The sequence below is a fragment of the Dyadobacter sp. CY327 genome (genome assembly GCF_021390415.1).
Taxonomy (GTDB): Bacteria; Bacteroidota; Bacteroidia; order Cytophagales; family Spirosomataceae; genus Dyadobacter; species Dyadobacter chenhuakuii.
Map to the genome: position 1 here is coordinate 487,462 of NZ_JAJUXJ010000007.1, position 26,113 is coordinate 513,574.

Consider the following 26,113-nt stretch of genomic DNA (forward strand, 5'->3'; position numbering starts at 1 on the left):
TATTGCTAACCGAACAGCCTAAACAATCAGCGCAATTCATATTCATGCGTCAACGCCTCGACAGGAATACGCAGCAGCCTGCTGAACTTGCGGATCATAGTTAACGAAAGTGCCTGTTTGTAATTCAACACCTTACTAACAGTGCCCTTATCTCCATACTCTTTCGCCAAGTCGGCTGATTTATATCCAAAATCATCCATCCGGATCTTAATCAGCTCAATCGGATCAACCTCAGGCAAATTCGCTCCAATCTTTTCATACTCCGAAATCAGGTGAACAAGCAGAAGCTTTTCCTTATGGTCATCACTATTTTTAGGCGCATTCTTCACCTCCTGATAACGCGCCAGCGCCAGCGCATAGTCGCTATCACTTTCGATTAAAAACCATTGTGTTTTCATAAATAGTTGTGTATTTGATATTAAACTGTTTCCGCATTAATCTGATCGTATTCGGAATGCGTTCCAACGAACCTGACTTCAACGATCTGATCTTCAAAATCGACTTCAACAATAAGACGGTATTTATTACCAACAATTTTAAACCGCGCCCGCTTGTTGCTCAAAATTTTCGCTCGCGGGAAGTCTTGTAAAACGTCGCTGCTTCTCTGCCAATTTGCCTCTTCAACAACAGTCTTCCAAACAGACAAGCTCTTCCCTGAGTCAGAATGTTTCCGGGCGAAATCGGATATTTTGCGTAACTGAATGATTACCATGCTCCATTATTAATTGATCATTTTTCATAGTGATTGGAACATGTTGACAATACAAACGTAAACAAAAGTTGGTAAACGGCCAACTTTTGAGCGAAATATTTTTCTTATCTCCGCACCCACATCGTCATCTCAACTAATATCCGTCAACCGCACGATCTTATTCTGTGAAAATTCAAAGATGGACTTGCCGGTCATGTCGAGTTCGTCGCCTTTTTTCAGGCCGTTTGGGAGGTCCATGGCCAGGACGGCGAAGTATTCGATTTCGATTTCTGACCAGTCTTCGTTGTGGATGAACTTGTTGATAGTTTGCTGGCGGGAGGCAAAAAGATCGATGGCTTGGACGGCCTGGTTCCGGAATTCTTCGATGCCGTTCAGCTCCATGGTCACCTCGTCATTAACCATATTTTCAAAAACAATGTTTTCGTCGAAGTCGGCGACCATTCCGTCTACATCGAAGTTGTTGTAGGCAGTTACGTAATTCGTAATTATTATTTCCCGGTCTTTCATAGCTTTGTTTTTCTGCGTGGCGGTATTGCTGCGCTAAATATAAAATAATTAGGCCTTAATGAGCGGGAACGCAAAGCTTTTCAAAAACTTTCCCACCCTTTTTATCTCCATTAAATGGGTCTTGCTGGCTTGTCTGATCGGCGTTTTTGCCGGCTCGGCTTCGGCTTTGTTCCTGGTTTCTCTGGATTGGGCCACGCAATTTCGGGAAAGCCATCATTGGATCATTGCACTGCTTCCTGTTGCCGGTTTCGTGATCGGATGTATGTATCATTATCTGGGCAAAGATGTGGAGGCAGGAAATAATCTGCTGCTAGAAAACATTCACCAGCCCGCAACCATTATCCCATTAAAAATGGCTCCCTTCGTGCTGATTGGCACGGTTGCGACGCATTTGTTCGGCGGCTCGGCAGGCAGGGAAGGCACGGCGCTGCAAATGGGCGGCTCGATTGCAGACCAGTTTACCCGGATTTTTAAACTGAATTCCAGCGATCGGAAGCTGGTTATTATTGCCGGCATTGCCGCAGGTTTCGGGTCGGTTTTCGGGACGCCGCTTGCCGGGGCGATCTTTGGGATTGAGGTTTTGGTCATTGGCAGATTGCGTTACGATGCGTTGGTTCCTGCATTGATCGCCTCCGTCGTTGCCGACATGACGACGCGGGCCTGGCAGGTGGGGCATACGCATTATGAGATTCCTTTTGTTCCGGAAATTTCGCTGGTACATATCCTTTATGCAGTGCTGGCGGGCTGTATTTTTGGCATTTGCTCCGTTGCCTTTTCTTCGCTAACACATTATATAGGATCTATTTTTAAATCGAAAGTGCGATTCGCGCCACTGCGGCCATTGATCGGTGGCTCACTTGTGGCGTTAGCAGTTTTCGGAATGGACACGACGCGTTACATTGGATTGGGGATTCCGGTGATATTGCAATCGTTTTCGGAGCAGCTGCCCGCTTATGATTTTGTCTTAAAAATCCTATTCACGGCGGTAACGCTGGGCGCCGCATTCAAAGGCGGGGAGGTGACGCCGCTTTTCTTTATCGGGGCGACATTGGGAAGCTTTCTTTCTACTTTTATTCCTTTACCAACTGCATTACTAGCCGGAATGGGCTTCGTAGCCGTTTTTGCAGGTGCAGCCAACACGCCCCTTGCATGCACCATCATGGCGATTGAGCTGTTTGGCAGTTCGTGCGGGATTTTTGTTGCGCTCGCTTGCACTACCGCCTATTTTTTCTCGGGACATCGCGGCATTTACACCGCACAACGCATTGGCCGGCGAAAACCGCTGAGCTATGACTGGCGAGCGGGAAAAAGCTTTTGACCGTGCGCTACGAGCTTATTTCAAGTGTCTTCCATCACGCCGCTTGATCAGGTAATGCAATTTTATTCATTTCAGTAACAATCATTTCGCTCTTGCTGGCGTCGCAGGTGGCGCAGCAGTAGGTTTCGGGGAGTTCGTCGAAGGGGGTGCCCGGGGCGATGTTTTGAGTTACGTCTCCGTATTCCGGGTCGTAGACGGTCAGGCAGTCGGGGCATTGGTAGATGAGCTCGACGATTTTGAGGGTCATTTTTGCCTCATCTGCTTCGGGTGTGGTTACCTTGAAGTTCTCACGTGAACGCTGGTTATTGAAGCGGCGGCAGAGTTTTTCGAGCTGGGCGCCCAGGTGAATTTTGTATAAACCTTTTTCAAAAAGCAGCTGTGTCCGGCTGTTGGGGTTGAAGTTTTCGGTGTAATAGATGTCGTACACATGAAACATCGCCAACTGCCCGATCTGCAACAAGGGCCGTTTTTTGATCAAGACACTTCCAAAAACTTCCGATTTCGCCTTGGTCTGAATGCCAAAACAAAGCCCGAAAGTCCGCATATCGTGCTTATCGAAATAATGGATCAGGTCATTTTTCAGGCTTGCACCGTCTTCGTTATGATCTTCGGTTTGCCAGGCCAGTTCATTCGCTGCGTGACGGACGTTAATGTTGTGTTTGCCAAGAATGTTGCTCCAATCGGTACGATATTGGTCTTCAATTCCTTTGATAACCAGTGATTTCCAGGGCGTAATACATATTTCGCCAATACGAGTTTTGAGGCATAATGCACAGGCATCCAGCAAAAATTCAATCGGAAACTGCTCATCCCGACGATACAAACCAAGCCAGGTCCGCGATTCGTAACGGTTAAAACCTTCATAGTAAGGAAGCGTGAACGAAGGCAATTCAAGATCCTGGGACGCGGGCTGCGACACATAACGGATTTTTTTCTCCACAGCTTCATACAAGCTTTCCTCCCCGCAGCAATCGCCCGAAAGCATGCAATTTTCCATTACTTTGGCCAGCCTGCCGATCTCGTTTGTGTAGACCAGGTCATTCCATTTATAAACCGTATTCGTCTGTTTGTTACGCACATACAGATACCAGAAATGCGGCTCAGGCGAGGAAATAAAGTTGAGGTTACCCGTAAAAAACGGCGTAAAACTCTGGTTGGAATCCGAAATATTTATCTTCAATGCAGGATCGTAATCGAATGTGTCCAGCACGGAATGATACTCGTTCGCATTGAGCCATTGGCCTGTCCGGAAAACCTCTTCTCCGCAATAGGAGCTTACAATGTTGGGTTGCCGGTCGGTGTTCATTTCATAGAAAATGCCACCCTTTTTCAGGTCTTTTTCCAAAAAACGCATATCCTCGTAAAACACCGACATCAGCAACTGTTGCCGGGAACCGAAGCGCACTTTGCGCACATTCGCATTCCACGCTGCTGTTAGGATATCGTTGAGATAACCCGGCGACGCAATCCCGCCTGGCAGGTTGATTTTAACATTATAGTAGTCTCTCATAAGGTTTAAACCAATGTTGCTTCTGCAACTTTTTCCAAAATACTCCTTACTTCCGGCCGGCATGAGCCGCAGCCCGTTCCCGCACCCGTGCGCTGGCATAGCGACTGGAAATCACTGCATCCGCCTGCAATTGCGCGTTCCAGATTTCCCTGGCCCACATTATTGCAGGAGCACACCAGCTTTCCTTCCAAAGGCTCCACTTTCTGGCTCGCCCGCAATAGTTGCAGACGCTTATCAGAAAGTTCTATCGAATTGGATATCAGATCCCTGTATTCCAAAAACTCATTTTTATCCCCAATCAGAATGGCTCCCACCAGCTTGTCGCGGTGGACGATGCATTTCTTATAATAACGTTTGGATTTGTCTATAAAAACGATCTGCTCGTAAGCCGGATCGTTGTTCGGGACGTCGGTAAGGCCGATGCTGCAAAGCTGTAACCCTTCCATTTTCAGGATGTTCATGGATGTGCTGCCTTTGTATGGCTGCGAAATGTCGCCAGCCATGTATTTGGCGATGACCTCGGCTTGCTGCTCGGCCGCCAGCGTAATGCCCCACATTTGCCCGTTCCATTCGGCGATTTCGCCCGCCGCGTAAATGTCAGGATCGGAAGTTTGCAGATAATCATTCACCACCACGCCGCGCTTGCAATCCAGTCCCGCCTGTTGCGCGAGCCCGATCACGGGCACCGTTCCAATCGCCAGCACCACGACATCGCAAGCAATCTTCCGGCCCGATTTCAGGCGGATGCCATCTACTTTTTCCTGACCGCTGAATGTCGCAACCTCGTCATTGAAGTAAATTTCAATGCCGCGCTCCGCTAATTCCTGATACAGCAATTCGCTCGCCAGCGGATCGAGCTGGCGTTCCATGAAACGGCCGCTGCGCTGTATCACGCTCACTTTTACATTCATTTCCCGAAAAGATGCAGCGAGTTCAAGGCCCAAAATCCCCCCTCCGACAATCACCGCGTGCGGCTCAGGCTGTTTCAGAAAAGGGAGCAATGAATCCGCATCCAGCCGCGAACGCATATTGAAAATACCCGGCAGGTCGGGGACGCCTTTGGGCATAAAAGCCTTGCTGCCCATGCCCAGGATCAGCTTGTCGTAAGTGTGTTCGTGGCCGTTGGAATCGACCACGGTTTTGTTGTTCCGGTCAATGTGCGCAATGGAAATGCCTTTGTGGACGATAATGTTGTTTTCCTCAAACTGATCCTCGCGCAATTTCACTAACTGTTCCCACTGCTGCACACCGCTGATGTAATCGGGCAGCATCACGCGGTTGTAGAATGGATAAATTTCTTTGGAAAAAACATGGATCTCATCTTCCTGATTTAAAGCACGATAGGAGTTGATAAAGCCCAGCCCGGCTGAGCCAGCGCCGATGATAATGATCTTTTCAACAGGTTTTTTATACAAAGAAACCTGCACAGCAGAAAACTTGAAATCGGGTTCTTTGGATTTCGGGTCGACCAGATTATTGGTCAGGTTATTGGCGCGAGCCAGGTTGCTGCCCAGGATTTTGCCCCAATGCATAGGTAAAAAACACAGGCCGGGCCTTACGTCTTCGGTAATGTTGACCTTTACCCGAACTTCGCCTCGGCGGCTTTGGATTACGGCTAATTGACCTTCTTTAATGTTTCGGTTTTTTGCGTCTTCGGGATGGAGTTGTAAAAAAGGTTGTGGTGTGTGTTGGTTCAGTTTGGCAACGCGACCCGTTTTGGTCATGGTATGCCACTGGTCTCGGATTCTTCCGGTGGTTAAAACCAACGGGAAGTCTTCGTTGGTGGGTTCGCTGGTGTTTTCGTCGGGGACGGAGTGGATCTGGGCTTTTTTGTTTTTGGTGTGGAATTGGTGGTCTGTGAAGAGTCTTTTTGTGCCGGTTATTGGTGTGTTGGTGTTGTTTTCATATTTTGTTAGGGGCCATTGGATGCTTCTGTTTGTTTTCAAAAGCGTGTAGTTGACGCCTGTTACGTCAATGCTTGTCCCGGCGGTGCAGGATGTGTATTCGTCGTAGACTTCGGAAGTGTTTTTGTAATTAAATGCATCGCCAAAGCCCATTTTGGCTGCAAAACGCCAGATGATTTCTGCATCCGGCAATGCTTCGCCGGGTGCGTCGATGGCTTTGGGCAAATGCGTAATGCGCCTTTCTGCATTGGTCATCGTGCCTTCTTTTTCGAGCCAGGCAGCGGCGGGAAGCACTACATCGGCAAATTTCACGGTGTCCGCGCGATTGGAGACATCCTGCACCACCACAAAACGCGACTTGTTCAGCGCGGCTTCGGCAACATTCATGTCAGGCATGCTCACGAGCGGGTTAGTATTAATAATCCAGATGGCTTTGAGCTTGTCATCGGCCAGCGCTTCGAACATTTCCGTGGCTGTCAGGCCGGGTTTGTTGGCGATTTTTACGGGCGTGTTCCAGAATTGCTCCATCTCGGCGCGATGTTCGGCGTTCAAAATTTCGCGGTGTCCCGGAAGAATGTTGGCTAGTCCGCCCGTTTCGCGTCCGCCCATGGCATTAGGTTGACCGGTAAGTGAAAAAGGACCATTTCCGGGTTTGCCAATTTTGCCAGTGATCAGATGCAGGTTAATGAGCGATAGGTTTTTATTTACCCCAATCACCGACTGGTTCAGCCCCATTGTCCAGAACGATAAAAATCCTTTCGACCGGCCAATCCATCCCGCGACTGTGTAGATGTCATCTGCATTAATTCCACAAAGTTCGGCGGCTTCGGCGATCGTGCGCTGCATGACCTTTTCCCGGAAGTCTGAGAAACCGTCCGTATGTTCGGCCATGAACGTCTGATCAATGTAATTTTGCTCGATTAATATCCTGCCAATGGCGTTATTAAGCACAGTGTCGGTTCCCGGCGCGATCTGCAGATGCAGATCAGAGGAGCGGGAAGTGTCGGTTTTGCGGGGATCGACGCAGATGATTTTCACATCAGGATTGGCCGCCTTATGCGCCTCTACACGGCGCCAGATAATGGGATGGCACCAGGCTGGATTAGCGCCGGTCACATAAATGACATCGGCCGCCTCGATGTCGTCATAGCAAACCGGCACGCTGTCCTCGCCCAGTGCCAGCTTATAACCCACCACGGCCGAGCTCATGCAAAGCCGTGAGTTGGTATCGATATTATTCGAGCCTATGAAGCCCTTAATCAGCTTATTAACCAGATAATACTCTTCCGTAAGACATTGCCCCGACACATAGAACGCCACCGAATCCGGACCGAATTTTTTGATTAATGCCTTAAAAACCGCAGCCGTCCGCTCCAAAGCATCGTCCCAGCTCACACGCTGCATCGGCATCGAGCGGTTAAGCCGCATTTGTGGATACAGCAGCCGGTCCGATTGGTCCATTACCGTGTAATGCAGGTTCATGCCCTTGGAACACAACATGCCCTTGTTAGACGGATGCTCCTTATCGCCCTCCAAGCTCAGTTGCCCGTTCCCCTCTTTCGTAACCACAACCCCACAGCCCACGCCGCAGTAACAGCAAGTTGATTTGAATGTTTTCATAGGTGATAGTTAGCAGTTGAATTTTGAGCGTAGTGCTTTGGGGCCCCAACCCCTAAAGGGGCTTACAGTTTACCGAAATAGTAAAAAAAGCCCCCTTCAGGGGGTGGGGGCATACTACCACTATGCTTCTGCCGGTTCCAGCGCCCCTTCTGTAACGACGCTTCTCGTTTTATCAAAATTAATGAGCGCCACCACAGCTGCGATGCAGGCAATCGCAACGCCTATGTACATGAATGCTTCTGAGTAAGTGATGTCGCTGGATTTGAAAAGAAATCCTGCTAAAACAGCACCCACATTGCCGCCCGCACCCACGATGCCACTCACCGAACCGATCGCTTTTTGATTAATAAAAGGCACAATCGCATAAGTAACGCCATTGGCCATTTTTAAAAACATCGCGAAACAAAGCATGGTAACCACCGCCGCTACAATGCTGCCGCTTTGGGCAAACAATGCTATGCCGATTCCTTCGCAGGCCAGCAAAAGCGCCAGCAGCTTTCCCTTGCCGATCATGCCGTATTTATTTCCAACTTTATCCGCCACAATCCCACCAACCGCTCTCGCAAAAATGTTCATAAAACCGAATGTTCCTGCCAGGATCCCGGCGGTTGCCAGTGAGGTTTCAAAGTTTTCAAAAAAGTAAAGCGCAGCTACATTGTCGAAGGTGATTTCTATGCCAAAACAAGCTCCGTATGCCAGGAAAAGCGCCCAGGTTCTTGGATCTTTCATCGCCAGTTTCAATGTTCCTTTCGTCTTAACGGCCTTAGGATTAGTTATCTCCAAATCTTCGAAGTTACCGGCAGGGGTGTCTTTGGTAAAACGGTAATAGACAAAAGCAAAAACGAAAAGCAGCACGCCCGGAATCACCATTGCGATTCTCCAAGCCGATTCGGGCAGGTAACCCATGCTTACAAAACCTGCGAAAACCAATGGCATCACCATGTTTGTAATGCCGCCGCCCAGGTTACCCCAGCCGCCCGCCACCGCATTGGCCGTGCCGACGATTTTTTTATCAAACATGACAGACGTGTGATATTGCGTGATCACAAACGACGCGCCAATCACACCGATCGCGAGCCGGAACAACAAAAACCCTTCATAGGAATGCACCAGGCCAACGGTCATCACGGGAATTGAGCAAATGCCCATCAATGCGGCGTACGTTTTGCGCGGCCCCCAGGTGTCGCACAGCTTTCCAATGGCAATGCGCGCTACGACAGTTGCGGCCACGGACGCGATGATAATGTTACCGATCTGACCTTTTGTTAAGCCTAGGTCCGTTTTCACCACGGTCATCAACGGCGCGAGTCCGAACCAGCCGAAAAAGCAAAGGAAAAAGGCCATCCACGTAAGGTGGAAAGTGCGCATCTGAACGCCTTTGAAACTGAAAATATGCAACTTTTCAAGCGGCTTGTTAGTCGTTTCCATAGTAAATAGGAGTTTTAATAGTTGTTTTGGAATGCTTATTTCAAAAATTCAGGCTTGATATTGATCATCAGATAAGCCCAGTTTGCCATTTTCTGCGGATCTTTTACGGCTTTCACTTGCGCTAAACTGCTGGTGGGCAGGAATGTGCAGTAACCGCCCTGGAAGCTGATGGTTTTGGTGAGATTATAAGTGGCAATGATGTCGAGCTCTTCCCCGAAATTGGCCGAAAGCTTTTCGTCTTTTGCATTGCGAATGTTGGCCGCGCTCGAAAATTGGTGCAAATCAATGGCAATAGACAGCTTTTCGGAAGCCATGATCACACTGTTTATGTAAAAATCGGCCAGTCCGCCTTTGCCGAAGCCGTTGGCCGCATAGAAGTAATCCATTTGCCCCCAAAACTTGTGCGGCGTGCCGTATAGTGGATCAAATGTGCTGTTTTTGCGTGAACCGTTCGTAGTCCCGGAAGTGTAATCGAAGCCCGGACCAATGGAAAAGATGGAACTCGCTGCGTATGAACCGCGCACGGAATAGATATACGCATTCAGCGATTTGCCATCCTTGTCTTTTCCGGCCTGGTAATACGCGCTGGCCGTGAGATTCCAGGCTTTGCCGAGTTTTGTTTGCAGGTAAGGACCGAATGTTACGCGTTTGTTTGTGCCGTTTTTGACAGTTCTCACACCTGCCGTATCCAATGCATATTTCTGAAAATCATCTTTCAGGACGAGGAAGGAGACATTTCCTTGTTTTAATTTTTTACCTAAATAAGCGAACTGCATCGATTTGTACATCGTGCCGTTTCCATTCGTTCCGGCCGCATAACCATCGGGAACACCATCATATAATGTGCCTGTGCGAAGCTCACGGTTTTGGTTATACGCAACACCGATGTGCGCGGCGAATCCGTTGAATCCGTATTTCAATAATGCTGCATCGTGGCGGCGAGCCTGTTGTAGCCAATCCAGATTTCCCAGCAGTCGGCTGTCGTCATAGAGCAATTCCTGCCGTCCGATCTTTAACGCAAATTCTTTCCCCAGCTTGGTCTGATTCGTATCCAGCAAACTGATTTCGCCCCAGGCTTCGTGCAACATTAACCCATTCAGCGCCGGAGTAGTAATGCGGTTGTTGGTAGAGGCATCCTGTCCCCAAACACGCACATCCTGAACGGCAACGAAAAATTGCGTTCTGTAACCTTTGTAGCCTGCATTCAGCCGGGTTCTTTGCGAAGTAAAAAACGCGGGCTTATCCGTTTTGGACAGGGGTGAACCTTGTCCGTGCAGCAGCTCCGAGCGCGTCCGCAACTGGCCCGAAAGGCTGAACTGCGCGTGCGCACGAGGCGAACAGAGCAGGCAAAAACCTGCTGCAAAGAGCATTAGGAAGTAGAAATTTGTTTTCATGGAGTGAAAGGTTAGTTGCGTAAGCCGGTATTTCAGGAAACCAAATGCATGCTTTGCAGATATTCCATCGCGTACGACGGATGCAAAGCCACCACGTCGCCCAGGATCATGATGGCGGGCGTGCCGATGTTATTTTCTTTCACAAGGCGCGGGATTTCCCAAACCTGTCCCATCACGCTCTTTTCATCGGAGCGCGTGCCATTCTGGATCACCGCCATCGGCAAATGTCCGCGCCCGAAGTGTTTGTATAGTGCACATATTTCATTCACCTTGCTCAGTCCCATCAGCACGATCACCGTCGCTTTGGATTGGGCTGCAAGGCGCAGATCTTCTGATAGTTCACCATTTTGCGTAGTGCCTGTGATTACCCAAAAACTCTCGCTCACGCCACGACGCGTCACCGGAATTTCCATCGAAGCCGGAACCGCGATGCAGCTCGAAACGCCGGGGACCACTTCGCTGGCCACGCCATGCTCCCGCGCATATTCCATTTCTTCATGTCCGCGACCGAATACAAATGAGTCGCCGCCTTTCAACCGAACGACATGTCCGCGTTTGCGGGCCAGGCGCACGATCAGGCCGTTGATTTCTTCCTGGGAAAAAGAGGGGTTACCTACTTTTTTTCCCACATACATTTTCAATGCATGAGCAGGAGCAAAGTCGAGGATCTCCACATTGGCCAGCTCATCATAAAGAACCACATCTGCTGCTTTTATCGCCCTGATCCCTTTCAATGTGATCAGTTCTCCGTTGCCAGGTCCGGCGCCTACAAGTGTTAGTCTTGCTTCCATCTCTTATATATATAATAGAGTGAATATTAGAAATGTACTATATATAGTATTTTGTAACTATATCATTTGTTGGTTCAAAATTAGGATCAATATTTTATAAAACAATGCTTTTGCCAATAATTATGTTTCTTTTTAGCTATAAATGCGAATATAAAATTAGGAAATGCATAAAATGCGATTTATGTTTGTTCTGTCAAATACGAAGAAATTAAGCTCAAATATTGAAATAATACAATATAATAATAATGTTTTCACAAATTAATAGTTACTATTTACTATGAATGCAATAACAAACACCCATATTGTTGTGATAGGCAATGGTATGGTAGGCTACAAATTCTGTGAAAAGTTGCTCGCCAGAAAAAAAAGTGATCAGCAGATTACGCTCACTGTTTTTGGTGAAGAACCGCGTGTGGCGTACGATCGCGTGCATTTGAGTGAATATTTCGCTGGCAAAACAGCCGACGATCTCACCCTGGCAAGTGCAGATTGGTATGCGGACAACGGGATCCGGCTCTTCCTTTCCGATCCGGTGGTGGACATTGACCGCGACGAAAAGCTGGTAAGATCACACCATGGACACATAGTACACTATGACTATCTGATCATGGCCACCGGCTCCGGCGCATTCGTTCCTTCTATTCCGGGTGTGGAGAAAGACGGGGTGTTTGTGTATCGGACCATCGAAGATCTGGAACTGATACAGTCCTATGCCCGCAAGGCAAGAAAAGGCGCGGTGCTCGGCGGCGGATTGCTGGGACTGGAAGCGGCGAAGGCGTTGCTGGATTTAGGATTAGAGGAAGCGCATGTGGTGGAATTTGCTTCGCGGTTGATGCCCCGGCAGATTGACGACGCCGGTTCGCGCATTCTGCAAAGCCAGCTTGAATCATTGGGATTACAGATTCATCTAGCAAAAAGCACGCAGGAGATTGTGGGCGGTGATTGCATAGAAGGGATGCAGTTCAATGATAACACTTTGCTCGATGTGGATATGCTGGTCATTTCTGCGGGCATCCGGCCGCGTGATGAGCTGGCCAAAATTGCAGGATTGGAAACGCATCCAAGAGGCGGCATCGTCGTAAACAACCAGCTGCAAACTTCTGACCCGAACATTTTTGCGATAGGCGAATGTGCATTGGCGCACTATATGATTTACGGGCTCATTGCACCAGGTTATGAAATGGCCGAAGTGGTGGCAACATTGCTTCTGGGCGGTGAAAAGGAGTTTTTGCCCTATGATATGTCTACCAAATTAAAGCTGATCGGGACGGACGTGGCGAGTTTTGGTGATCCGTTTATCGAAGAGCCGGCTTGTAAAACCATTCGTTACGAAAACAAAGCGAAAGGCATTTACAAGCGCATTAATGTGAGTCCAGATGGTAAAACCTTGCTTGGCGGCATCCTCGTTGGCGATGCCGAACAATATAATATGCTTTTGCAAACGTGTAAAAGCAAGACCATTCTGCCACCAGATTCCGAAGATCTGATCCTGGGCTCGCGTGGGGGCGAAGAGGCAGGCGCAGGCGTGATGGGCTTCCCCGACGACGCGCTGATCTGCTCCTGCGAGGCGGTTACCAAAGGCATGATCTGCCATGAAGTGAGCGAAAAAGGCAACCACACGATGGACGCTTTGAGAAAATCCTGCAAAGCCGGAACGGGATGCGGTGGCTGCGTGCCGATGGTAAAAGACATCATTTCAGGCGTGATGAAGCAGAATGGCATTTACGTCCGCAATGTGGTGTGCGAGCATTTCGATTACTCGCGGCAGGAATTGCTGGATCTGGTCAAAATGAATGGTGCCAAAACGTACGGTGCGGTGTTGGATGAATTTGGAAAAGGGGATGGGTGTGAGGTTTGCAAGCCGCTTGTGGCCTCTCTTTTAGCAAGCCTTTGGAATGAAAATATTTTGCAAAAAGACCGCGCGACGATCCAGGATTCGAATGATCGTTACCTGGCCAACATTCAAAAAGGAGGAACTTACTCGGTCGTGCCGCGGATTCCGGGCGGAGAGATAACGCCAGAAAAACTGATCATTATCGGCCAGGTGGCGCAGCAATATAATTTATATACAAAAATTACGGGCGGACAGCGGATTGATTTGTTCGGTGCGCATTTGAATGATCTGCCGGATATCTGGGAGCAGCTCATCGATGCCGGATTTGAAAGCGGTCATGCTTATGGCAAATCGTTGAGAACGGTGAAAAGCTGCGTAGGGTCGACGTGGTGCCGGTTTGGGGTGCAGGATTCGGTAACATTTGCTATTGAAGTGGAGGATCGATATAAAGGTTTGCGTTCGCCGCATAAGCTAAAATCGGCGGTTTCGGGTTGTGTGCGGGAATGTGCGGAGGCGCAGAGCAAGGATTTTGGCATCATCGCTACGGAGAAAGGCTGGAATTTATACGTCTGCGGCAACGGAGGTTCCAAGCCGCAGCACGCGCAACTCCTCGCGACGGATGCGGATAAGGAAACTTGTTTGAAGTTAATCGACCGGTTCTTAATGTTTTATATCAAAACGGCTGATCCACTCACCCGCACTGCTACCTGGCTGAACAAGATGGAAGGCGGCATGTCTTACCTCAAAGCGGTGGTGGTGGATGATGTTCTGGGCATCGCGGCGGAACTGGAATCGGATATGCAAAAGCTCATCGACGTGTATCAATGCGAGTGGAAAGAAGTGGTTCAAAATCCAGAGCTGAGAAAACGCTTCTCGCATTTTGTGAATGCACCTGTGAAAGATCCTTCGATTGCTTTTGAAACTATGAGAGACCAGAAACGGGCCAAAGAATGGGCTTAGCTGGCTGGGATTGGCTAATTCTGGCTTTCTTTTCCAGGGATTGAAATCCCTGGCGAGGATATGGATCGCCGGTGATCCGGCTAGGCATCCTGCTAGTAAGCCGCATCGCGGCGGTCGATTCTTTGCCCCAGGCTTCAGCCTGGGGATCCAAAGAGAAAGAGAATAGAGAGAATAAAAATAAAGCAAAGCTTTGGCCAGCTCTGGCTTTTTTTTCCAGGGATTAAAATCCCTGGCGAGGGTATGGATCGCCGGTGACCCGGCTTGGCATCTGGCTAGTGAGCCGCATCGCGGCGGCCAATCCCCAGCCCCGGGCTGAAGCCCGGGGCTGATAAAAGAGAAATGCCAAGCCGGGTCACCGGCAGTACATATTTAACCCCGGGCTTCAGCCCGGGGATCACAACGCTAACTTACAACCCCAATGGAAACAACAACACAAACGAAAGTAACCTGGCACATTGCCTGCCACGTCAACGACATTCCGGAAGATGGCGGCGGGTGCGCGCTGATTGATGGGAAACAGATTGCGATTTTCAACTTTGCCCGTCGCGGTGAATGGTATGCAACGGATAACCAATGTCCGCACCGCCAGCAGATGGCCGTGTCGCGGGGGATGATCGGGAGCCATGAGGGGGAGCCGAAAGTGGCCTGCCCTTTTCACAAAAAAACCTTTTCATTGCAAAGCGGGCAGTGTCTCAATGATGATTCCTATAAAATCAATACCTTTCCGGTGATGGTGAAAGAAAACCTCGTTTACATCGGAATATGAGCGAATGGAGAGACTCGATAAGAGCGTAGCAAGCAGTCTGACGCGGTTTTACATTGTAGCATTGTGCGTGGTGGCGATGCTGACAATCAGCGGTTTATTTTTGATCAGAAGGACTATCAATAACCTGAACCATGACAGCCGCATGGTAAATGTAGCCGGAAGGCAGCGGATGCTGAGCCAGCGGCTGACCAAACTTGCGATCCTGAATGTCGGGCAGATGAAGCACAGCGACTCCGCTCAGTTCGATTCGCTTTTAACGATTTGGAAAGAAAGTCACGAGAATCTCGCCAACAAGAAATTACCCGTTGAAAATGGGCTGGTAACCTGGAAAAGCGCTGCACTAGACTCGATGTTTCTGGATCTGACGCCCATTTTTGACAGCATTTATACCAATTTTTCATTGGTTAATGATTCAGAAGTGCCCGCGTCGGCAAAAGCTGAGGCACTGAACCTCATTCTGGATAAGGAACCATTGTTTCTTGCCAAAATGGATAAGATCGTTTTTCAGTTTGATAAAGAAAGTTTTCAAAGACTCGAAAACCTCGAACGCATTGAATGGATCCTGGACATTATGACCATCCTCGTGCTTTTTGCAGAAGGGTTGCTGATTTTCAGGCCAGTTGTAAACACCACCAGGCGCGTCGTGCGAATGCTGACCGAATCAGAAAATGCATTGCAGCTTTCGAACCAGAAACTGAAAGAAGCGAATCACCAGCTCATGGAAGCGCAGAACGAATTGCTGCGTGTGGAAGAAGAGAAATACGAGCTGCAACTGGCCGAAGATCGCATCCGCGCCAGCGCCTTGATCGAAGGGCAGGAGGAGGAACGAAAGCGCTTTGCACTGGAACTGCACGACGGCATCGGCCAGATGCTCACCGGCCTGAAACTGCACGCAGAAAAGCTGAAATCCGTCCAGTTTCATGACGAGAAAAACCAAAAGCGTTTCGAACAGCTGGTGACATTGATTCAGGACATTATCCAAACCACACGGCAGATTTCGTTCAATTTGATGCCTTCCGTATTGAGTGATTTTGGGTTAAGCGCCGCATTGCGCCTGCTATGCGAGCAAACTGCCGAGCTCTCGGGGATCGAAATAGAGTTTGACGGCGATGCGCAAAAGCGTGTTGAAATGGGCCGTCCCACCGAAATAGGGCTCTATAGGATCTCACAGGAAGCGTTAAATAATGCGGTTAAGCATGCCAATGCGGATAAGATCAAGATTAAATTGGAACAAAATAAGAATCGGATTGTTTTGGAAATCGCGGATGACGGAAAAGGATTTTTAATTAGTAATTTGAAATCAGAAGACGGCATTTTCCTGACCCGAAACGGCATGGAAAATATCCGAACCCGAACCCAGCTGCTGAATGGCGAAATGGAGATCGTCTCCGAAGTCGACAGCGGAACACAGCTCATCGTGCGGGTGGATCTTTAAATTATCAATCCAAAAAAACACACCTGCATGCCCATCCGGATCCTGGTCGTTGACGACCATTCAGTTGTAAGACAAGGCATTATAACCCTGCTTGAAGACGAGGAGGACCTGCTGATAGCGGGTGAAGCGGCGGATGGGGACGAGGTTTGGGATATGATCGAGCAGGTGAGCCCGGATGTGATCTTGCTCGACCTCACCATGCCGAAAATGTCAGGCATTGAAGTCATTAAGCAGATCGCGCCTGCGTTTTCGAATGTCCGGATCCTGGTTTTCAGCATGCACAACAATGCGGATTACATGATCTCAGCCGCCACCAGCGGCGCTGCGGGCTATTTGCAAAAAGACACAAGCCGCGACGAAATGCTCAAAGCGATCCGCAGTATTGCCAAAGGTGAGCTCTATTTTCCTCCCTATGCTTCGTCGGTGATCATCAAAAATTTATTGAAACAAATTGCCAGAAATCCCGAGCCCAAAGTCGAGCTCGAAGCAGACAATGATAAGTCGATCTGGAAAATGATCACGCCCCGTGAGCAACAGATCCTGAAATGCCTCACCGAAGGCATGAGCAGCAAAGACATTGCCGAGAAGTTCGACATCAGTTCCAACACCGTTGCGAACCAGCGCGCGAGCATTATGAAGAAGGCGAATGTAAAAAACACAGCGGAGTTGATTAGTCTGGCTTTGCGGGGGAATTAGTTTGCTTCCTTTTTTTACATTTGTATCATTATAAATGTAAAATGTTTCAACTATCCATGAGCTTTCGCAGCCTTTGTTACGCCCTTTTGCTTACGATTATCGGTTCTAACGCTGTGGCGCAGTCGTTTAAGGTAAGCCCCAACCAGCGTTACTTATTAAAGGACGGCAAGCCGTTTTTCTGGATGGGCGATACGGCATGGGAACTCTTTCACCGCCTCGACCGTGAGGATGCTACCTATTATCTGCAAAAACGTGCCGGACAAGGATTTACGGTCATCCAGGCCGTCGCGCTGGCGGAATTCGACGGATTGAATGTGCCTAACACTTACGGTGACAAACCATTGATCGATAATGATCCTACCAAGCCCAATGAAGCTTATTTCAAGCATGTTGATTTTATCATCGACAAAGCCGCGGAGCTGGGTTTAACCATTGCTTTTTTGCCCACCTGGGGCGATAAAGTTTTTAAATCAACCTGGGGAAAAGGGCCGGAAGTTTTCAATAAAACCAATGCTGAGGCTTATGGTAAATGGCTGGGTAACCGCTATAAAAACCGCAAAAACATCATCTGGGTCCTGGGCGGCGACCGCACGCCTAGAAAAGACGTGGATGATGTAGGCGTTTGGCGGGCGATGGCTGCTGGCGTCGTTGCGGGCGTGGGAGGGAAGGATAATGCGATGATGACCTTTCATCCGCAGCCTAATAAAGAAGGATCGGGCGAATGGTTTCATGATGATCAATGGCTGGATTTCAATATGTTTCAGAATGGTCATTGCCGGGATGCAGCCGTTTATGACAATATAAAAAGAGCATACGACCGCAAGCCTACCAAACCCGTGCTGGACGCAGAGCCGATTTACGAAGACCATCCCGTTTGTTTCAATGCCAACGAGCTAGGCACTTCCAATGCTTATGACGTAAGAAAAGCAGCGTATCTGGATCTTTTCTCAGGCGCTTTCGGCCATACGTATGGCTGCCACGATATTTGGCAAATGTATGCACCGAACCGCGAAGCGGTAAATGGCCCGCACATTTACTGGCAACAAGCGATGGACTTGCCAGGCGCGAAGGAAATGCAATTTGTTCGCAAGCTCATGGAATCACGTCCCATCCTGGACCGCGTTCCGGATCAATCCATTGTGGTTGAAAATGATTTGGCTTCCTACGAAAGAATCCAGGCGACGCGCGGTGCGGACTTCATTTTCATTTATACATCAACAGGCAAATCATTCTCCGTAAATCCCGGCAAAATCTCAGGCAGTCAGCTCAATGCGTTCTGGTTCGATCCACGAAACGGCAAAACCAAAGACATTGGAAAAGTGGACGCCAAAGCAGTAAAGCAATACACGCCGCCGACTTCGGGTTACGGACAGGATTGGATTCTTGTTCTAGACGATGCTTCCAAAAATTACAAGATGCCGTAAGCTTGCTGTACAAATAAGCATTATAGTAGTCTTTCAATGAATTGCCGGAGGATCTTTCTCGGCTAGCCTGTTTGGAATGTCAAAGAATGCATCCCTTATGTCATTATGAAATTGATTTTTGCAATGAACTAAAAGCGAAGCATAACCTTCTTCCGTAATGGTCAGGTCGTATTTCTTGACTTGATTAGCAGATAGTTTGCTTATTTTTCGATACCATTGATCAAACAGTCTGTTTCTGCATTTAGCCAGGTTGTCGGCAGACTCGCAGATGATAACAATAGATTTGTTTGTATTCTTGTTAAAAAACTCAATTAGAATCGCTAAAACAGTTTCCATGATTCTTTTGTCATTGCTTTGAGATAATATCTTGGATACACTGACTCCCAAATATAAAGCTTCACGCTTTTCACCCGTGGGTGGAAATGTGAAGCCTAATATATCGTCGTTGAATTCGGGATGTGCGTTGAAGTAACCTTTGGAATTTGTAAAGTATGCAATGTAAACTATGTTGCATTTGGTAACGAAGGAATATCGTTCAGGACTCTGTCTGACAATCTTATAAGGGTTTAACCAATTTAATTCCTCGCGCATTTATTTCTTCAATCGTTACCTTCCCCTGAAAATAGTCTGAGACGGCTCGTTGGTCGTCAAGCATTTTTTGAAAAAGGCTCGACTTACCCGCCTTCTGCATACCATCAGCAACTTCTGCCACTTTCTTCTCAGCTGACTGTCTCATTGCATATTATTTAAGATGAGTAATGATGATTTAGTAACAAATTTTACCCAAAAAATTGTTTAAAACAAAATATAACAAGGCCATTGTCCTAACGGTGAGGTTCAATGAATAAACGGTACAAGCGAAACTTTCAGACACATCCGGGTGCAATGGAACAGCTGCGGGAAGAAAACTTTCCGCCATCAGCGGTGCAGCTGACGGGGGAGCGCTCCGCGGAATATGCACCACACGGGAGCCGGACTTTCGTCGTGAAAATCACCGCAGGAACACAGAGCCTGTCGGCAGTCGTTCGGCGGCGGAAAATGATTGCTTGTAACCACTCTCGATTTTGGCCAGATCCTTCGTTTTCTTTTGGGCTTTGAGGCTTTGGGATAAACCGATGGCTGACCAGCCGTTTCCGGGATTCCATATCAGATCTTCCCTGTAAATTTTCTCAGCAACGGCTGGTTTGTTCATCTTCAATAAATAAGCACCTAAAAACTGCCGCGCTGGAATCGGCCAATCGTTGGGCTCCGTGTAGATGAGGCCATCTTCAATCCCAATTGCCTTGTTGAGGCTGGCGATCGTTTCGTCATAATTTTTGTTTTCAAATGCAATGGCGGCTGTCAGGATTTCTCCGGCAATGTTTGCGATGGGTGTAAATGCGTTAAAGGGAATGCGTCTTTTGGTCAGGATCGGATCTTTTGCTTTTTCCAGAAGTGACTTTAATTCCGATTTCGCCTTGTCGGCAGCGCCGGTATTTACAAGGGCCATTCCTCTTGCGAAGTTGCGGAGCAGACCAGCGTATGTCCATTTAGGATCCAGTTTGGTGGTGTCTTTCAGGATTTCATCCCATTTTCCCAGCCTTACCAATGTAAGTTCAGGGAGCATGAAGAGATATTGATCGTATGGACTTTCGTATGTCGGCGCTACCGATTTCCTTAACCTGTTTGCCGCATGCATGCCCGTTTTATACAAGCCGGCGCTCATGGCGCAATAGGTTTGCACAGCAAAATAATGCGGACTGTGTTTTACGAGATTGAGGTTTTTGGCAAGGGAATCATATTGAAGCAAGGCTGCGTCCGCACGATCATTCACATCCACGCCTTTAAGGAAATAACCATTTCGCTCATATTCGTGACTCGACATATGCACCATATGTGCCACGCCGGGCAGCTGATCCCTCAATTTATCCGCATTGGGAAGCGCCATTTCCGGGTGCCGCGAAGCTTCTGTTAGATGAATGTGGTAATGCAATGCAGCAGGATGATTGGGGTTTTCCTGCAAAACCTGTTCACTCAGAGTAACGACTTCACTGGTCCAGGCTTTGGGTGTACCATCATTATTCCAAAAATCCCACGCGTGTATGAGCATCACCGCATCCACGAAAAGCATTTTAATGTCCTGATCTTCCGGAAATTGAGATAGCAACCCGCGCGTTTTTTGCGCATAGGCAATGTTAAGGGCTTTTCTGTCTGCATCAGACGCATCCGCTGAATAGCGCTGGTTCATGACAGCGATCAGTGCCTGTTCTTTCTTTGTTGTGCTGGCTGCAAACTGATTCATTTGCTCTAAAACCGCCGGAATGCCCTCTGGTTTTTTATACAAATGCGCAGCATTATAATATGGCCCCATCGCCAGCGCCTGTCCCCAGTACGCCATTGCACACGTCGGTTCGAGCCGGGCTGCCTCCTGGAAAGATGCCAGCGATTCCTTCATATGGTAACTATAATACATGGTCAGTCCCTGATCGAAATAGAACTGGACACTATCATTCCTGGTCGAGATCGGATATGAATATTTGCCCCACCCGGGCATTGCTGAAATGAACTTTCCGTTGGCCGCTGCCTCCACCTCCGAGCTGCTGACAGCGCCGCAAACGGCAATGTTGGTTTGTTCCGGAATTTGGGTTTTAAAAACTTCAAATACATTGAAACGCAGTAACAGAGCTGTTATCACAATGACGGGAAGCAATAAAAAAGAGAGGGAAAGATTTTTCATTTTAAGTAGCTAATGTGCCTGACGGATCATTTAAATATAAAGCCAATATTTCTTTTTCGGTAATCCGGCAGGCATTTTGTGGCTCTGCGGTATGATAATTGCCTTCATCAGGCTTTCGAAAAACAATCAACAAACTGAAAATGAGAGAGCCATTAACAGCCCAGCCGCCGATTTCGCGCAAGGGCTTCTTAACATTAACGGGCAGATATGCGGCCATCGGGGCTATGAGCGGATTGGCAATCCAAAGCTCAAAAGACGCTTTTGCACAAGCGCCGCTTAGAGCCACTTCACCGCCAGCGCGCGTGCCTGCCAAGCCCGAAGATCCGATCGTTTTAGAGAAGTGGAAGTCCCAATATGACCAGCAAAGCGCGCCTACACCAACGCCGCTTCCGCCTGATCAGCGCGTGGGTTATGCTGTTGTAGGATTGGGTCACTTGTCTCTGGAAGAGATCCTACCAGTGTTAGGAATGTGCAAAAAATCGAAACTGGCAGCACTTGTGAGTGGAAGTCCGGAAAAAATGAAAAAGGTCGCTGCCCAATATGGAGTCAAAACAGAGAGCTGTTACAGTTATGAAACGTATGATCAGCTGAAAAACAACAAGGAGGTCGACATCATTTACATTGTGTTACCAAATGGCTTGCATAAGGAATATGTGGTGCGTGGCGCTAAGGCAGGAAAGCATATTTTGTGCGAAAAACCGATGGCCAACACTGCCGAAGAATGTAAGGAAATGATTGCTGCCTGCAATAAAGCGAATGTGAAACTGATGGTTGCATACCGCATTCAATATCAGCCGCATAACCGCAAATTGAGGGAAATTTTACAGAAAAAGGAATTTGGACCTGTTAAAGTGGTTGAGGCTTCGAATTGCCAGAGTACCGCAAACCCGGATCACTGGCGTCACAAGCTAAAACTCGCTGGCGGCGGCGTTCTCCCGGACATCGGCCTATACTGCCTCAACACGACCCGGTTTATTCTGGGAGAAGAACCAACCGAAGTTTTTGCATATCAGTACAGCACCCCGGGTAACCCGCTATTCACTGAGGTTGAGGAATTTGTGTCATGGCAAATGCGCTTTTCCAATGGCATCATTGCAAATTGCACCACACATTATAATGTACACGAAAGCCGCCGCTATCGCGTCCTGTGTGAGAAGGGCTGGCTGAATATGGACAAAGCTTACGCTTACAAAGGCCAGGACCTGAGCAGCGCCAAAGCCGACGGCCGCTTAGAACTGCACCAAAACATTGGTATGGCGGAAGTAAACCAGTTTGCAACAGAGATGGATCACTTTTCCGACTGTGTGATCAACAACAAAAAGCCATTCACACCGGGTGAAGAAGGCTTGCAGGATCATATTATCATGGAAGCGATTTACAAGTCTGCGCGCGAAGGCAAACCTGTGAAAATCAACTCAACCCAGACCAATGCTGCATTGCACGGGCCTGAGCCAGAGTTGGGATAATCATTGTTTAGCAAGATCAGGCCGGTCAAGCACTTCGTTTTCCGGCCTGATCTCAATCCACCACATTCTTTCGAGGCACTGCGGGTCCGGCAGACAGTTTATTGAGAAAATCAGGCAATTTGGTCATTGCGTTATATATTTACCCCGATATACAAACCTGATCCGTTAATGGAAAAAGAGAATACTTTGTTTGGCGTGCGGGAGATTGCGAGAAGGGCTAATGTATCCACGGCCACGGTGGACCGTGTGCTGCATAACCGGACGGGGGTTTCGGAAAAGACCAAAAAGCGGATCAATGACATCATTAAGGAGCTCGATTATCAGCCTAACATCCTGGCCAGCAGGCTCGCTTCCAAAAAGATCATTACACTGGCCATTCTGGTTCCCGAGGTTTCCGAGGAAACTGATTTTTGGGAGGCGCCATTGAATGGCGTGCGGAGGGCAGAAGCCGAAATCAGGCAATATGGCATTCAGACACTTACGTTTTTCTTTGACCTTAATAATAAAGATTCCTATGTTCAAAAAGCGCGCGAGATCCTTGCGCTCGATGTCCACGGCATTTTAATAGCACCCTCATTTATTGCAGAAACAAAAGAATTCGCAAAAGAATGTGCTGAAAGAAAAATCCCATTTGTCTTCATTGATTCGGACATTCCGGATCTGAAAAACCTATCCTACATTGGCCCGCATCTTTATAAGAGTGGTTACGTAGGAGCGAAGTTGCTCACTTACAGGCTGCAACCGGAAAAGAAAGTGTTGATCATCAACATTTCAAAGGAAATCGACAACTTCAATTACGAGACTATTGAGGAAGGTTTCCGCGCCTATTTTTCGGACAATCAGAATCCCAATGAGATCGTCCGCATTGACATTCGTGAGACCGATTACCAATCTGTTGCGCGGCATTTAACCTATGTTTTTCATCTTAATAAGGACATCGGGGCTGCATTCGTGACGAATTCACGTGTGCATACCGTGGCCTCTTTTCTTAAAAACAGCCACCGCACCGAGGTGTCGCTGATCGGTTATGATTTTGTGAAGGACAATGTTAAATATCTTGAAAGCAATGTCATCGATTTCCTGATCTGCCACCGTCCGGAAGACCAGGCTTACCGGGGCATTATGGCACTGTACCAAACGCTGGTCATGAACGCAAACGTGTCCAAGCTGAACTACATGCCCATTGACATTGTGACAAAAGAAAATTACGAGTTTTATCAAAATTGATTTCTAATAAACGGGCATATTACAGTTCTGCAACTTTATTATCTAGTCCGTTATCAATGTTAGATATTTCTTTTCTATATTTACGGGCACGTGCCCGTTTCATGTTATCTTACATCGCGGCGGGAAATCCCGGACCCTTTAAACATTCACATTTTGAAAGATTCTATTTTTAAATGGCTTCGCTCGTTAGGGCCGGGAATGATCACCGCGGCATTGGTTTTCGGGCCCAGCAAGCTGACCATTACTTCCAAACTAGGAGCGGTTTACGGTTATTCACTCCTTTGGGTCGTGATTGCTGCGATCCTTTTCATGGCTGTTTTCACGGCTATGGCCACGCGGATCGGCCTGGCTACGAATCAATCGTTGCTGGCGTCGGTAAAACATAAATGGGGCAGGCCGGCTTCCGTTGCCATGGGGATTGGTGTTTTTTTGGTGAGCACATCATTCCAGGCAGGCAATTCCATTGGCGTGGGTATTTCTGTTGGGGAGCTTTATCATACGTCGCCCGTTCCCTGGATCATAATTTTTAATGTGGTGGGAATCAGCTTGCTATTTTTCAGGAGCTTCTATTCTGTGCTGGAAAAGACGATGATATTCCTGATTCTTGTCATGTTGTTTTCCTTTATTACCACATTTTTTTACGCGAGACCTGATGCTTCCGAAATTGTCAAGGGCTTTACCACACCGGTCATCCCGGCAGGTTCACAAGGATTGATCATTGCTTTTGTGGCTTCCTGCTTTTCTATTGTGGGTGCATTATATCAATGTTACCTCATTCAGGAGCGCATCCGGGTGAAGCCAGAGGTCAGGAATGGCAAAAATGACAGTACGACGGGAATCATCGTGCTCGGTGTCATGTGCTCGATCGTGATCATTTGTGCGGCGGCCATCTTGCAGCCGAAAGGCATTAAGGTCAATTCTGCAACGGATATGGCCAAGGCACTGGAACCACTTTTTGGTAACAATGCATCCACACTTTTCCTCGTGGGCCTGTTTGGTGCAGCATTTTCTTCATTGATCGGTAATGCATCTGTTGGCGGCACATTGTTGGGCGATGCGTTGGGAGTAGGGAGTAATTTTAGCTCTAAATCAGTGCGTTACCTGGTTGCCTTGGTGATGGTTGTCGGTGCGGCTATCGCTGTTAAATTTGGTAAGCTGCCATTGGAGCTGATCGTATTTGCACAAAGCGTTACCATTTTCATCGTTCCGTTTATTGGAACTGCCCTCTATATGGTCGGTAATGACAAGGAGCTGATGGGCGACAAGGTAAACAGTCCGCTCGTGAAAGTGGTTGCGGGCGTGGGGCTGGTCATCATTTTCTCTCTTGCGATCATTAATAGTAAAGAATTATTTTTCAACAATCCGCTATTTAAATAATGACTGGTTTCGAACTTCTGGAAGAAAAATGGCTGAGCCCATCGGACGCTTTAATTGACGATATAAAACAAATAAAAGGCGATATCCTGATCCTGGGGGCCGGTGGTAAGATCGGGCCAAGCATTGCGAAACTTGCAAAACAGGCTGTCGAACGAGCCGGCCTGGACAAGCGTGTCATCGGCGTTTCCAGGTTTAGTGAGGAAGGGTTGACCGAAGAGCTGAATGCGGCAGGCATCGAAACCATAACTGCTAACATCTTGAATGATGCTGAGTTGCAGGCGCTGCCGGAAGTGGAAAACGTGCTTTATCTGGCTGGGACCAAGTTTGGCACTTCCAATAATGAACCTTACACCTGGGCAATGAATACGTATCTGCCGGGACGGGTAGCTGAGAAATTTAGGAATTCAAAAATCGTCGTCTATTCAACCGGCAATGTTTATCCGTTCACGACGGTCGCATCCGGTGGTGCTACGGAGGAAATGCGCGCTGATCCGGTGGGTGAATATGGCCAGTCCTGCCTGGGTAGGGAGCGGTTATTTCAATATTTTTCATCTGTACATGGCACACCGATCCTGATTTACAGGCTCAATTATGCCATTGATTTCAAATACGGCGTGTTACTGGAAGTGGCAAAATCGGTTCTGGCGGGCAAGCCGGTGGATCTGCGGACAGGCCACGTGAATGTAATCTGGCAAGGCGATGCCAATGAAATGGCTATCCGTTCGCTGCTGCATTGCGAGTCGCCATCGAAGATCCTGAACATTACCGGACCCGAAACGGTCTCACTTCGCTGGCTGGCAGCCGAATTTGGACGTATATTCAATACCGAACCGCAATTTGTAAATGAGGAGCAGCCTACGGCATTATTAAGCAATGCGGCTGAGTCTTTCCGGTTGTTCGGCTATCCGCGCACAACATTGAAGCAAATGATTGGAATCACTGCACAGTGGTTGCAGGAAGGTGGAAAGACTATTAATAAACCCACTCACTTTCAGGAGCGTAAGGGACAATTTTAAGAGATTTTGGAA

Annotated in this window: 21 protein-coding genes; 10 read left to right on the forward strand and 11 right to left on the reverse strand. The window is 48.1% G+C overall.

The features are described from left to right. Positions 1–26: 26 nt before the first annotated feature. The 3 genes from LZG74_RS18300 to LZG74_RS18310 all read right to left on the reverse strand — a co-directional run bounded on the left by LZG74_RS18300 (position 27) and on the right by LZG74_RS18310 (position 1,219). Positions 27–398 (reverse strand): type II toxin-antitoxin system HigA family antitoxin, encoded by a 372-nt coding sequence (locus LZG74_RS18300; RefSeq protein WP_233797974.1) that lies wholly within the window; start codon positions 396–398, stop codon positions 27–29. Between the two features lie 20 nt (positions 399–418). Further along, positions 419–712, reverse strand: coding sequence for a type II toxin-antitoxin system HigB family toxin (locus LZG74_RS18305; protein WP_233797975.1), 294 nt, complete (start codon positions 710–712; stop codon positions 419–421). 129 nt (positions 713–841) lie between these two features. Further along, the gene (locus LZG74_RS18310) at positions 842–1,219 is read right to left on the reverse strand and encodes a nuclear transport factor 2 family protein (RefSeq protein WP_233797976.1); all 378 of its coding nucleotides are present in this window, start codon (positions 1,217–1,219) and stop codon (positions 842–844) included. 58 nt (positions 1,220–1,277) lie between these two features. On the opposite strand from LZG74_RS18310, the gene LZG74_RS18315 reads away from it, so the two are divergent. Next, the gene (locus tag LZG74_RS18315) at positions 1,278–2,537 is read left to right on the forward strand and encodes a voltage-gated chloride channel family protein (protein ID WP_233797977.1); all 1,260 of its coding nucleotides are present in this window, start codon (positions 1,278–1,280) and stop codon (positions 2,535–2,537) included. Positions 2,538–2,571: 34 nt separating this feature from the next. On the opposite strand, the gene LZG74_RS18320 is transcribed toward LZG74_RS18315, so the two are convergent. From LZG74_RS18320 to cobA, 5 genes are all read right to left on the reverse strand, one after another. Beyond that, positions 2,572–4,047, reverse strand: coding sequence for a rubredoxin (locus tag LZG74_RS18320; protein ID WP_233797978.1), 1,476 nt, complete (start codon positions 4,045–4,047; stop codon positions 2,572–2,574). 5 nt (positions 4,048–4,052) lie between these two features. Continuing rightward, on the reverse strand, positions 4,053–7,571 hold the full coding sequence (locus LZG74_RS18325; RefSeq protein WP_233797979.1) for a nitrate reductase: 3,519 nt from the start codon (positions 7,569–7,571) through the stop codon (positions 4,053–4,055). A 120-nt stretch (positions 7,572–7,691) separates the two neighbouring features. Continuing rightward, on the reverse strand, positions 7,692–8,999 hold the full coding sequence (locus LZG74_RS18330) for an MFS transporter (RefSeq protein WP_233797980.1): 1,308 nt from the start codon (positions 8,997–8,999) through the stop codon (positions 7,692–7,694). Between the two features lie 35 nt (positions 9,000–9,034). Next, complete coding sequence (locus tag LZG74_RS18335; protein WP_233797981.1) at positions 9,035–10,393, reverse strand: alginate export family protein; 1,359 nt, start codon at positions 10,391–10,393, stop codon at positions 9,035–9,037. A gap of 32 nt (positions 10,394–10,425) precedes the next feature. Beyond that, the gene (gene cobA, locus LZG74_RS18340; protein WP_233797982.1) at positions 10,426–11,184 is read right to left on the reverse strand and encodes a uroporphyrinogen-III C-methyltransferase; all 759 of its coding nucleotides are present in this window, start codon (positions 11,182–11,184) and stop codon (positions 10,426–10,428) included. A 277-nt stretch (positions 11,185–11,461) separates the two neighbouring features. Here cobA and nirB point away from each other — a divergent pair, with 277 nt between their 5' ends. From nirB to LZG74_RS18365, 5 genes are all read left to right on the forward strand, one after another. Further along, entirely contained in the window at positions 11,462–13,978 is a 2,517-nt protein-coding gene (gene nirB / locus LZG74_RS18345) for a nitrite reductase large subunit NirB (protein ID WP_233797983.1), read from the forward strand. Between the two features lie 418 nt (positions 13,979–14,396). Then, the gene (nirD, locus tag LZG74_RS18350; RefSeq protein WP_026631460.1) at positions 14,397–14,744 is read left to right on the forward strand and encodes a nitrite reductase small subunit NirD; all 348 of its coding nucleotides are present in this window, start codon (positions 14,397–14,399) and stop codon (positions 14,742–14,744) included. A 4-nt stretch (positions 14,745–14,748) separates the two neighbouring features. Continuing rightward, complete coding sequence (locus tag LZG74_RS18355; protein WP_233797984.1) at positions 14,749–16,179, forward strand: ATP-binding protein; 1,431 nt, start codon at positions 14,749–14,751, stop codon at positions 16,177–16,179. 27 nt (positions 16,180–16,206) lie between these two features. Further along, positions 16,207–16,875: a response regulator transcription factor gene (locus tag LZG74_RS18360; protein ID WP_233797985.1), complete on the forward strand. Its 669-nt coding sequence runs from the start codon at positions 16,207–16,209 to the stop codon at positions 16,873–16,875. Between the two features lie 56 nt (positions 16,876–16,931). After that, positions 16,932–18,299: a glycoside hydrolase family 140 protein gene (locus LZG74_RS18365; protein WP_233797986.1), complete on the forward strand. Its 1,368-nt coding sequence runs from the start codon at positions 16,932–16,934 to the stop codon at positions 18,297–18,299. A 33-nt stretch (positions 18,300–18,332) separates the two neighbouring features. Here LZG74_RS18365 and LZG74_RS18370 read toward each other — a convergent pair whose 3' ends face one another. From LZG74_RS18370 to LZG74_RS18380, 3 genes are all read right to left on the reverse strand, one after another. Further along, on the reverse strand, positions 18,333–18,635 hold the full coding sequence (locus LZG74_RS18370) for a DUF6169 family protein (RefSeq protein WP_233797987.1): 303 nt from the start codon (positions 18,633–18,635) through the stop codon (positions 18,333–18,335). A gap of 220 nt (positions 18,636–18,855) precedes the next feature. Then, on the reverse strand, positions 18,856–19,035 hold the full coding sequence (locus LZG74_RS18375) for a hypothetical protein (protein WP_233797988.1): 180 nt from the start codon (positions 19,033–19,035) through the stop codon (positions 18,856–18,858). 255 nt (positions 19,036–19,290) lie between these two features. After that, positions 19,291–21,015, reverse strand: a complete 1,725-nt coding sequence (locus tag LZG74_RS18380) for a M48 family metallopeptidase (RefSeq protein WP_233797989.1) — start codon at positions 21,013–21,015, stop codon at positions 19,291–19,293. Between the two features lie 140 nt (positions 21,016–21,155). On the opposite strand from LZG74_RS18380, the gene LZG74_RS18385 reads away from it, so the two are divergent. The 4 genes from LZG74_RS18385 to LZG74_RS18400 all read left to right on the forward strand — a co-directional run bounded on the left by LZG74_RS18385 (position 21,156) and on the right by LZG74_RS18400 (position 26,101). Then, positions 21,156–22,481 (forward strand): Gfo/Idh/MocA family protein, encoded by a 1,326-nt coding sequence (locus tag LZG74_RS18385; RefSeq protein WP_233797990.1) that lies wholly within the window; start codon positions 21,156–21,158, stop codon positions 22,479–22,481. Between the two features lie 168 nt (positions 22,482–22,649). Continuing rightward, positions 22,650–23,708, forward strand: coding sequence for a substrate-binding domain-containing protein (locus LZG74_RS18390; protein WP_233797991.1), 1,059 nt, complete (start codon positions 22,650–22,652; stop codon positions 23,706–23,708). Between the two features lie 153 nt (positions 23,709–23,861). Then, complete coding sequence (locus tag LZG74_RS18395; RefSeq protein WP_233797992.1) at positions 23,862–25,085, forward strand: Nramp family divalent metal transporter; 1,224 nt, start codon at positions 23,862–23,864, stop codon at positions 25,083–25,085. Next, positions 25,085–26,101, forward strand: coding sequence for an NAD(P)-dependent oxidoreductase (locus LZG74_RS18400; RefSeq protein WP_233797993.1), 1,017 nt, complete (start codon positions 25,085–25,087; stop codon positions 26,099–26,101). Before LZG74_RS18395 ends, LZG74_RS18400 begins: the two co-directional genes overlap by 1 nt. Positions 26,102–26,113 lie beyond the last annotated feature (12 nt).

What these genes read in the sequence shown, in the direction of transcription:
- nirD (WP_026631460.1), top strand. Translation starts at nt 14,397, where the DNA reads ATGGAAACAACAACACAAACGAAAGTAACCTGGCACATTGCCTGCCAC.
- LZG74_RS18400 (WP_233797993.1), top strand. Translation starts at nt 25,085, where the DNA reads ATGACTGGTTTCGAACTTCTGGAAGAAAAATGGCTGAGCCCATCGGAC.
- LZG74_RS18310 (WP_233797976.1), bottom strand. Translation starts at nt 1,219, where the DNA reads ATGAAAGACCGGGAAATAATAATTACGAATTACGTAACTGCCTACAAC.
- LZG74_RS18320 (WP_233797978.1), bottom strand. Translation starts at nt 4,047, where the DNA reads ATGAGAGACTACTATAATGTTAAAATCAACCTGCCAGGCGGGATTGCG.
- LZG74_RS18365 (WP_233797986.1), top strand. Translation starts at nt 16,932, where the DNA reads ATGAGCTTTCGCAGCCTTTGTTACGCCCTTTTGCTTACGATTATCGGT.
- LZG74_RS18385 (WP_233797990.1), top strand. Translation starts at nt 21,156, where the DNA reads ATGAGAGAGCCATTAACAGCCCAGCCGCCGATTTCGCGCAAGGGCTTC.
- LZG74_RS18360 (WP_233797985.1), top strand. Translation starts at nt 16,207, where the DNA reads ATGCCCATCCGGATCCTGGTCGTTGACGACCATTCAGTTGTAAGACAA.
- LZG74_RS18315 (WP_233797977.1), top strand. Translation starts at nt 1,278, where the DNA reads ATGAGCGGGAACGCAAAGCTTTTCAAAAACTTTCCCACCCTTTTTATC.
- LZG74_RS18390 (WP_233797991.1), top strand. Translation starts at nt 22,650, where the DNA reads ATGGAAAAAGAGAATACTTTGTTTGGCGTGCGGGAGATTGCGAGAAGG.
- nirB (WP_233797983.1), top strand. Translation starts at nt 11,462, where the DNA reads ATGAATGCAATAACAAACACCCATATTGTTGTGATAGGCAATGGTATG.
- LZG74_RS18330 (WP_233797980.1), bottom strand. Translation starts at nt 8,999, where the DNA reads ATGGAAACGACTAACAAGCCGCTTGAAAAGTTGCATATTTTCAGTTTC.
- LZG74_RS18370 (WP_233797987.1), bottom strand. Translation starts at nt 18,635, where the DNA reads ATGGAAACTGTTTTAGCGATTCTAATTGAGTTTTTTAACAAGAATACA.
- LZG74_RS18305 (WP_233797975.1), bottom strand. Translation starts at nt 712, where the DNA reads ATGGTAATCATTCAGTTACGCAAAATATCCGATTTCGCCCGGAAACAT.
- LZG74_RS18355 (WP_233797984.1), top strand. Translation starts at nt 14,749, where the DNA reads ATGGAGAGACTCGATAAGAGCGTAGCAAGCAGTCTGACGCGGTTTTAC.
- LZG74_RS18380 (WP_233797989.1), bottom strand. Translation starts at nt 21,015, where the DNA reads ATGAAAAATCTTTCCCTCTCTTTTTTATTGCTTCCCGTCATTGTGATA.
- LZG74_RS18325 (WP_233797979.1), bottom strand. Translation starts at nt 7,571, where the DNA reads ATGAAAACATTCAAATCAACTTGCTGTTACTGCGGCGTGGGCTGTGGG.
- cobA (WP_233797982.1), bottom strand. Translation starts at nt 11,184, where the DNA reads ATGGAAGCAAGACTAACACTTGTAGGCGCCGGACCTGGCAACGGAGAA.
- LZG74_RS18375 (WP_233797988.1), bottom strand. Translation starts at nt 19,035, where the DNA reads ATGAGACAGTCAGCTGAGAAGAAAGTGGCAGAAGTTGCTGATGGTATG.
- LZG74_RS18300 (WP_233797974.1), bottom strand. Translation starts at nt 398, where the DNA reads ATGAAAACACAATGGTTTTTAATCGAAAGTGATAGCGACTATGCGCTG.
- LZG74_RS18335 (WP_233797981.1), bottom strand. Translation starts at nt 10,393, where the DNA reads ATGAAAACAAATTTCTACTTCCTAATGCTCTTTGCAGCAGGTTTTTGC.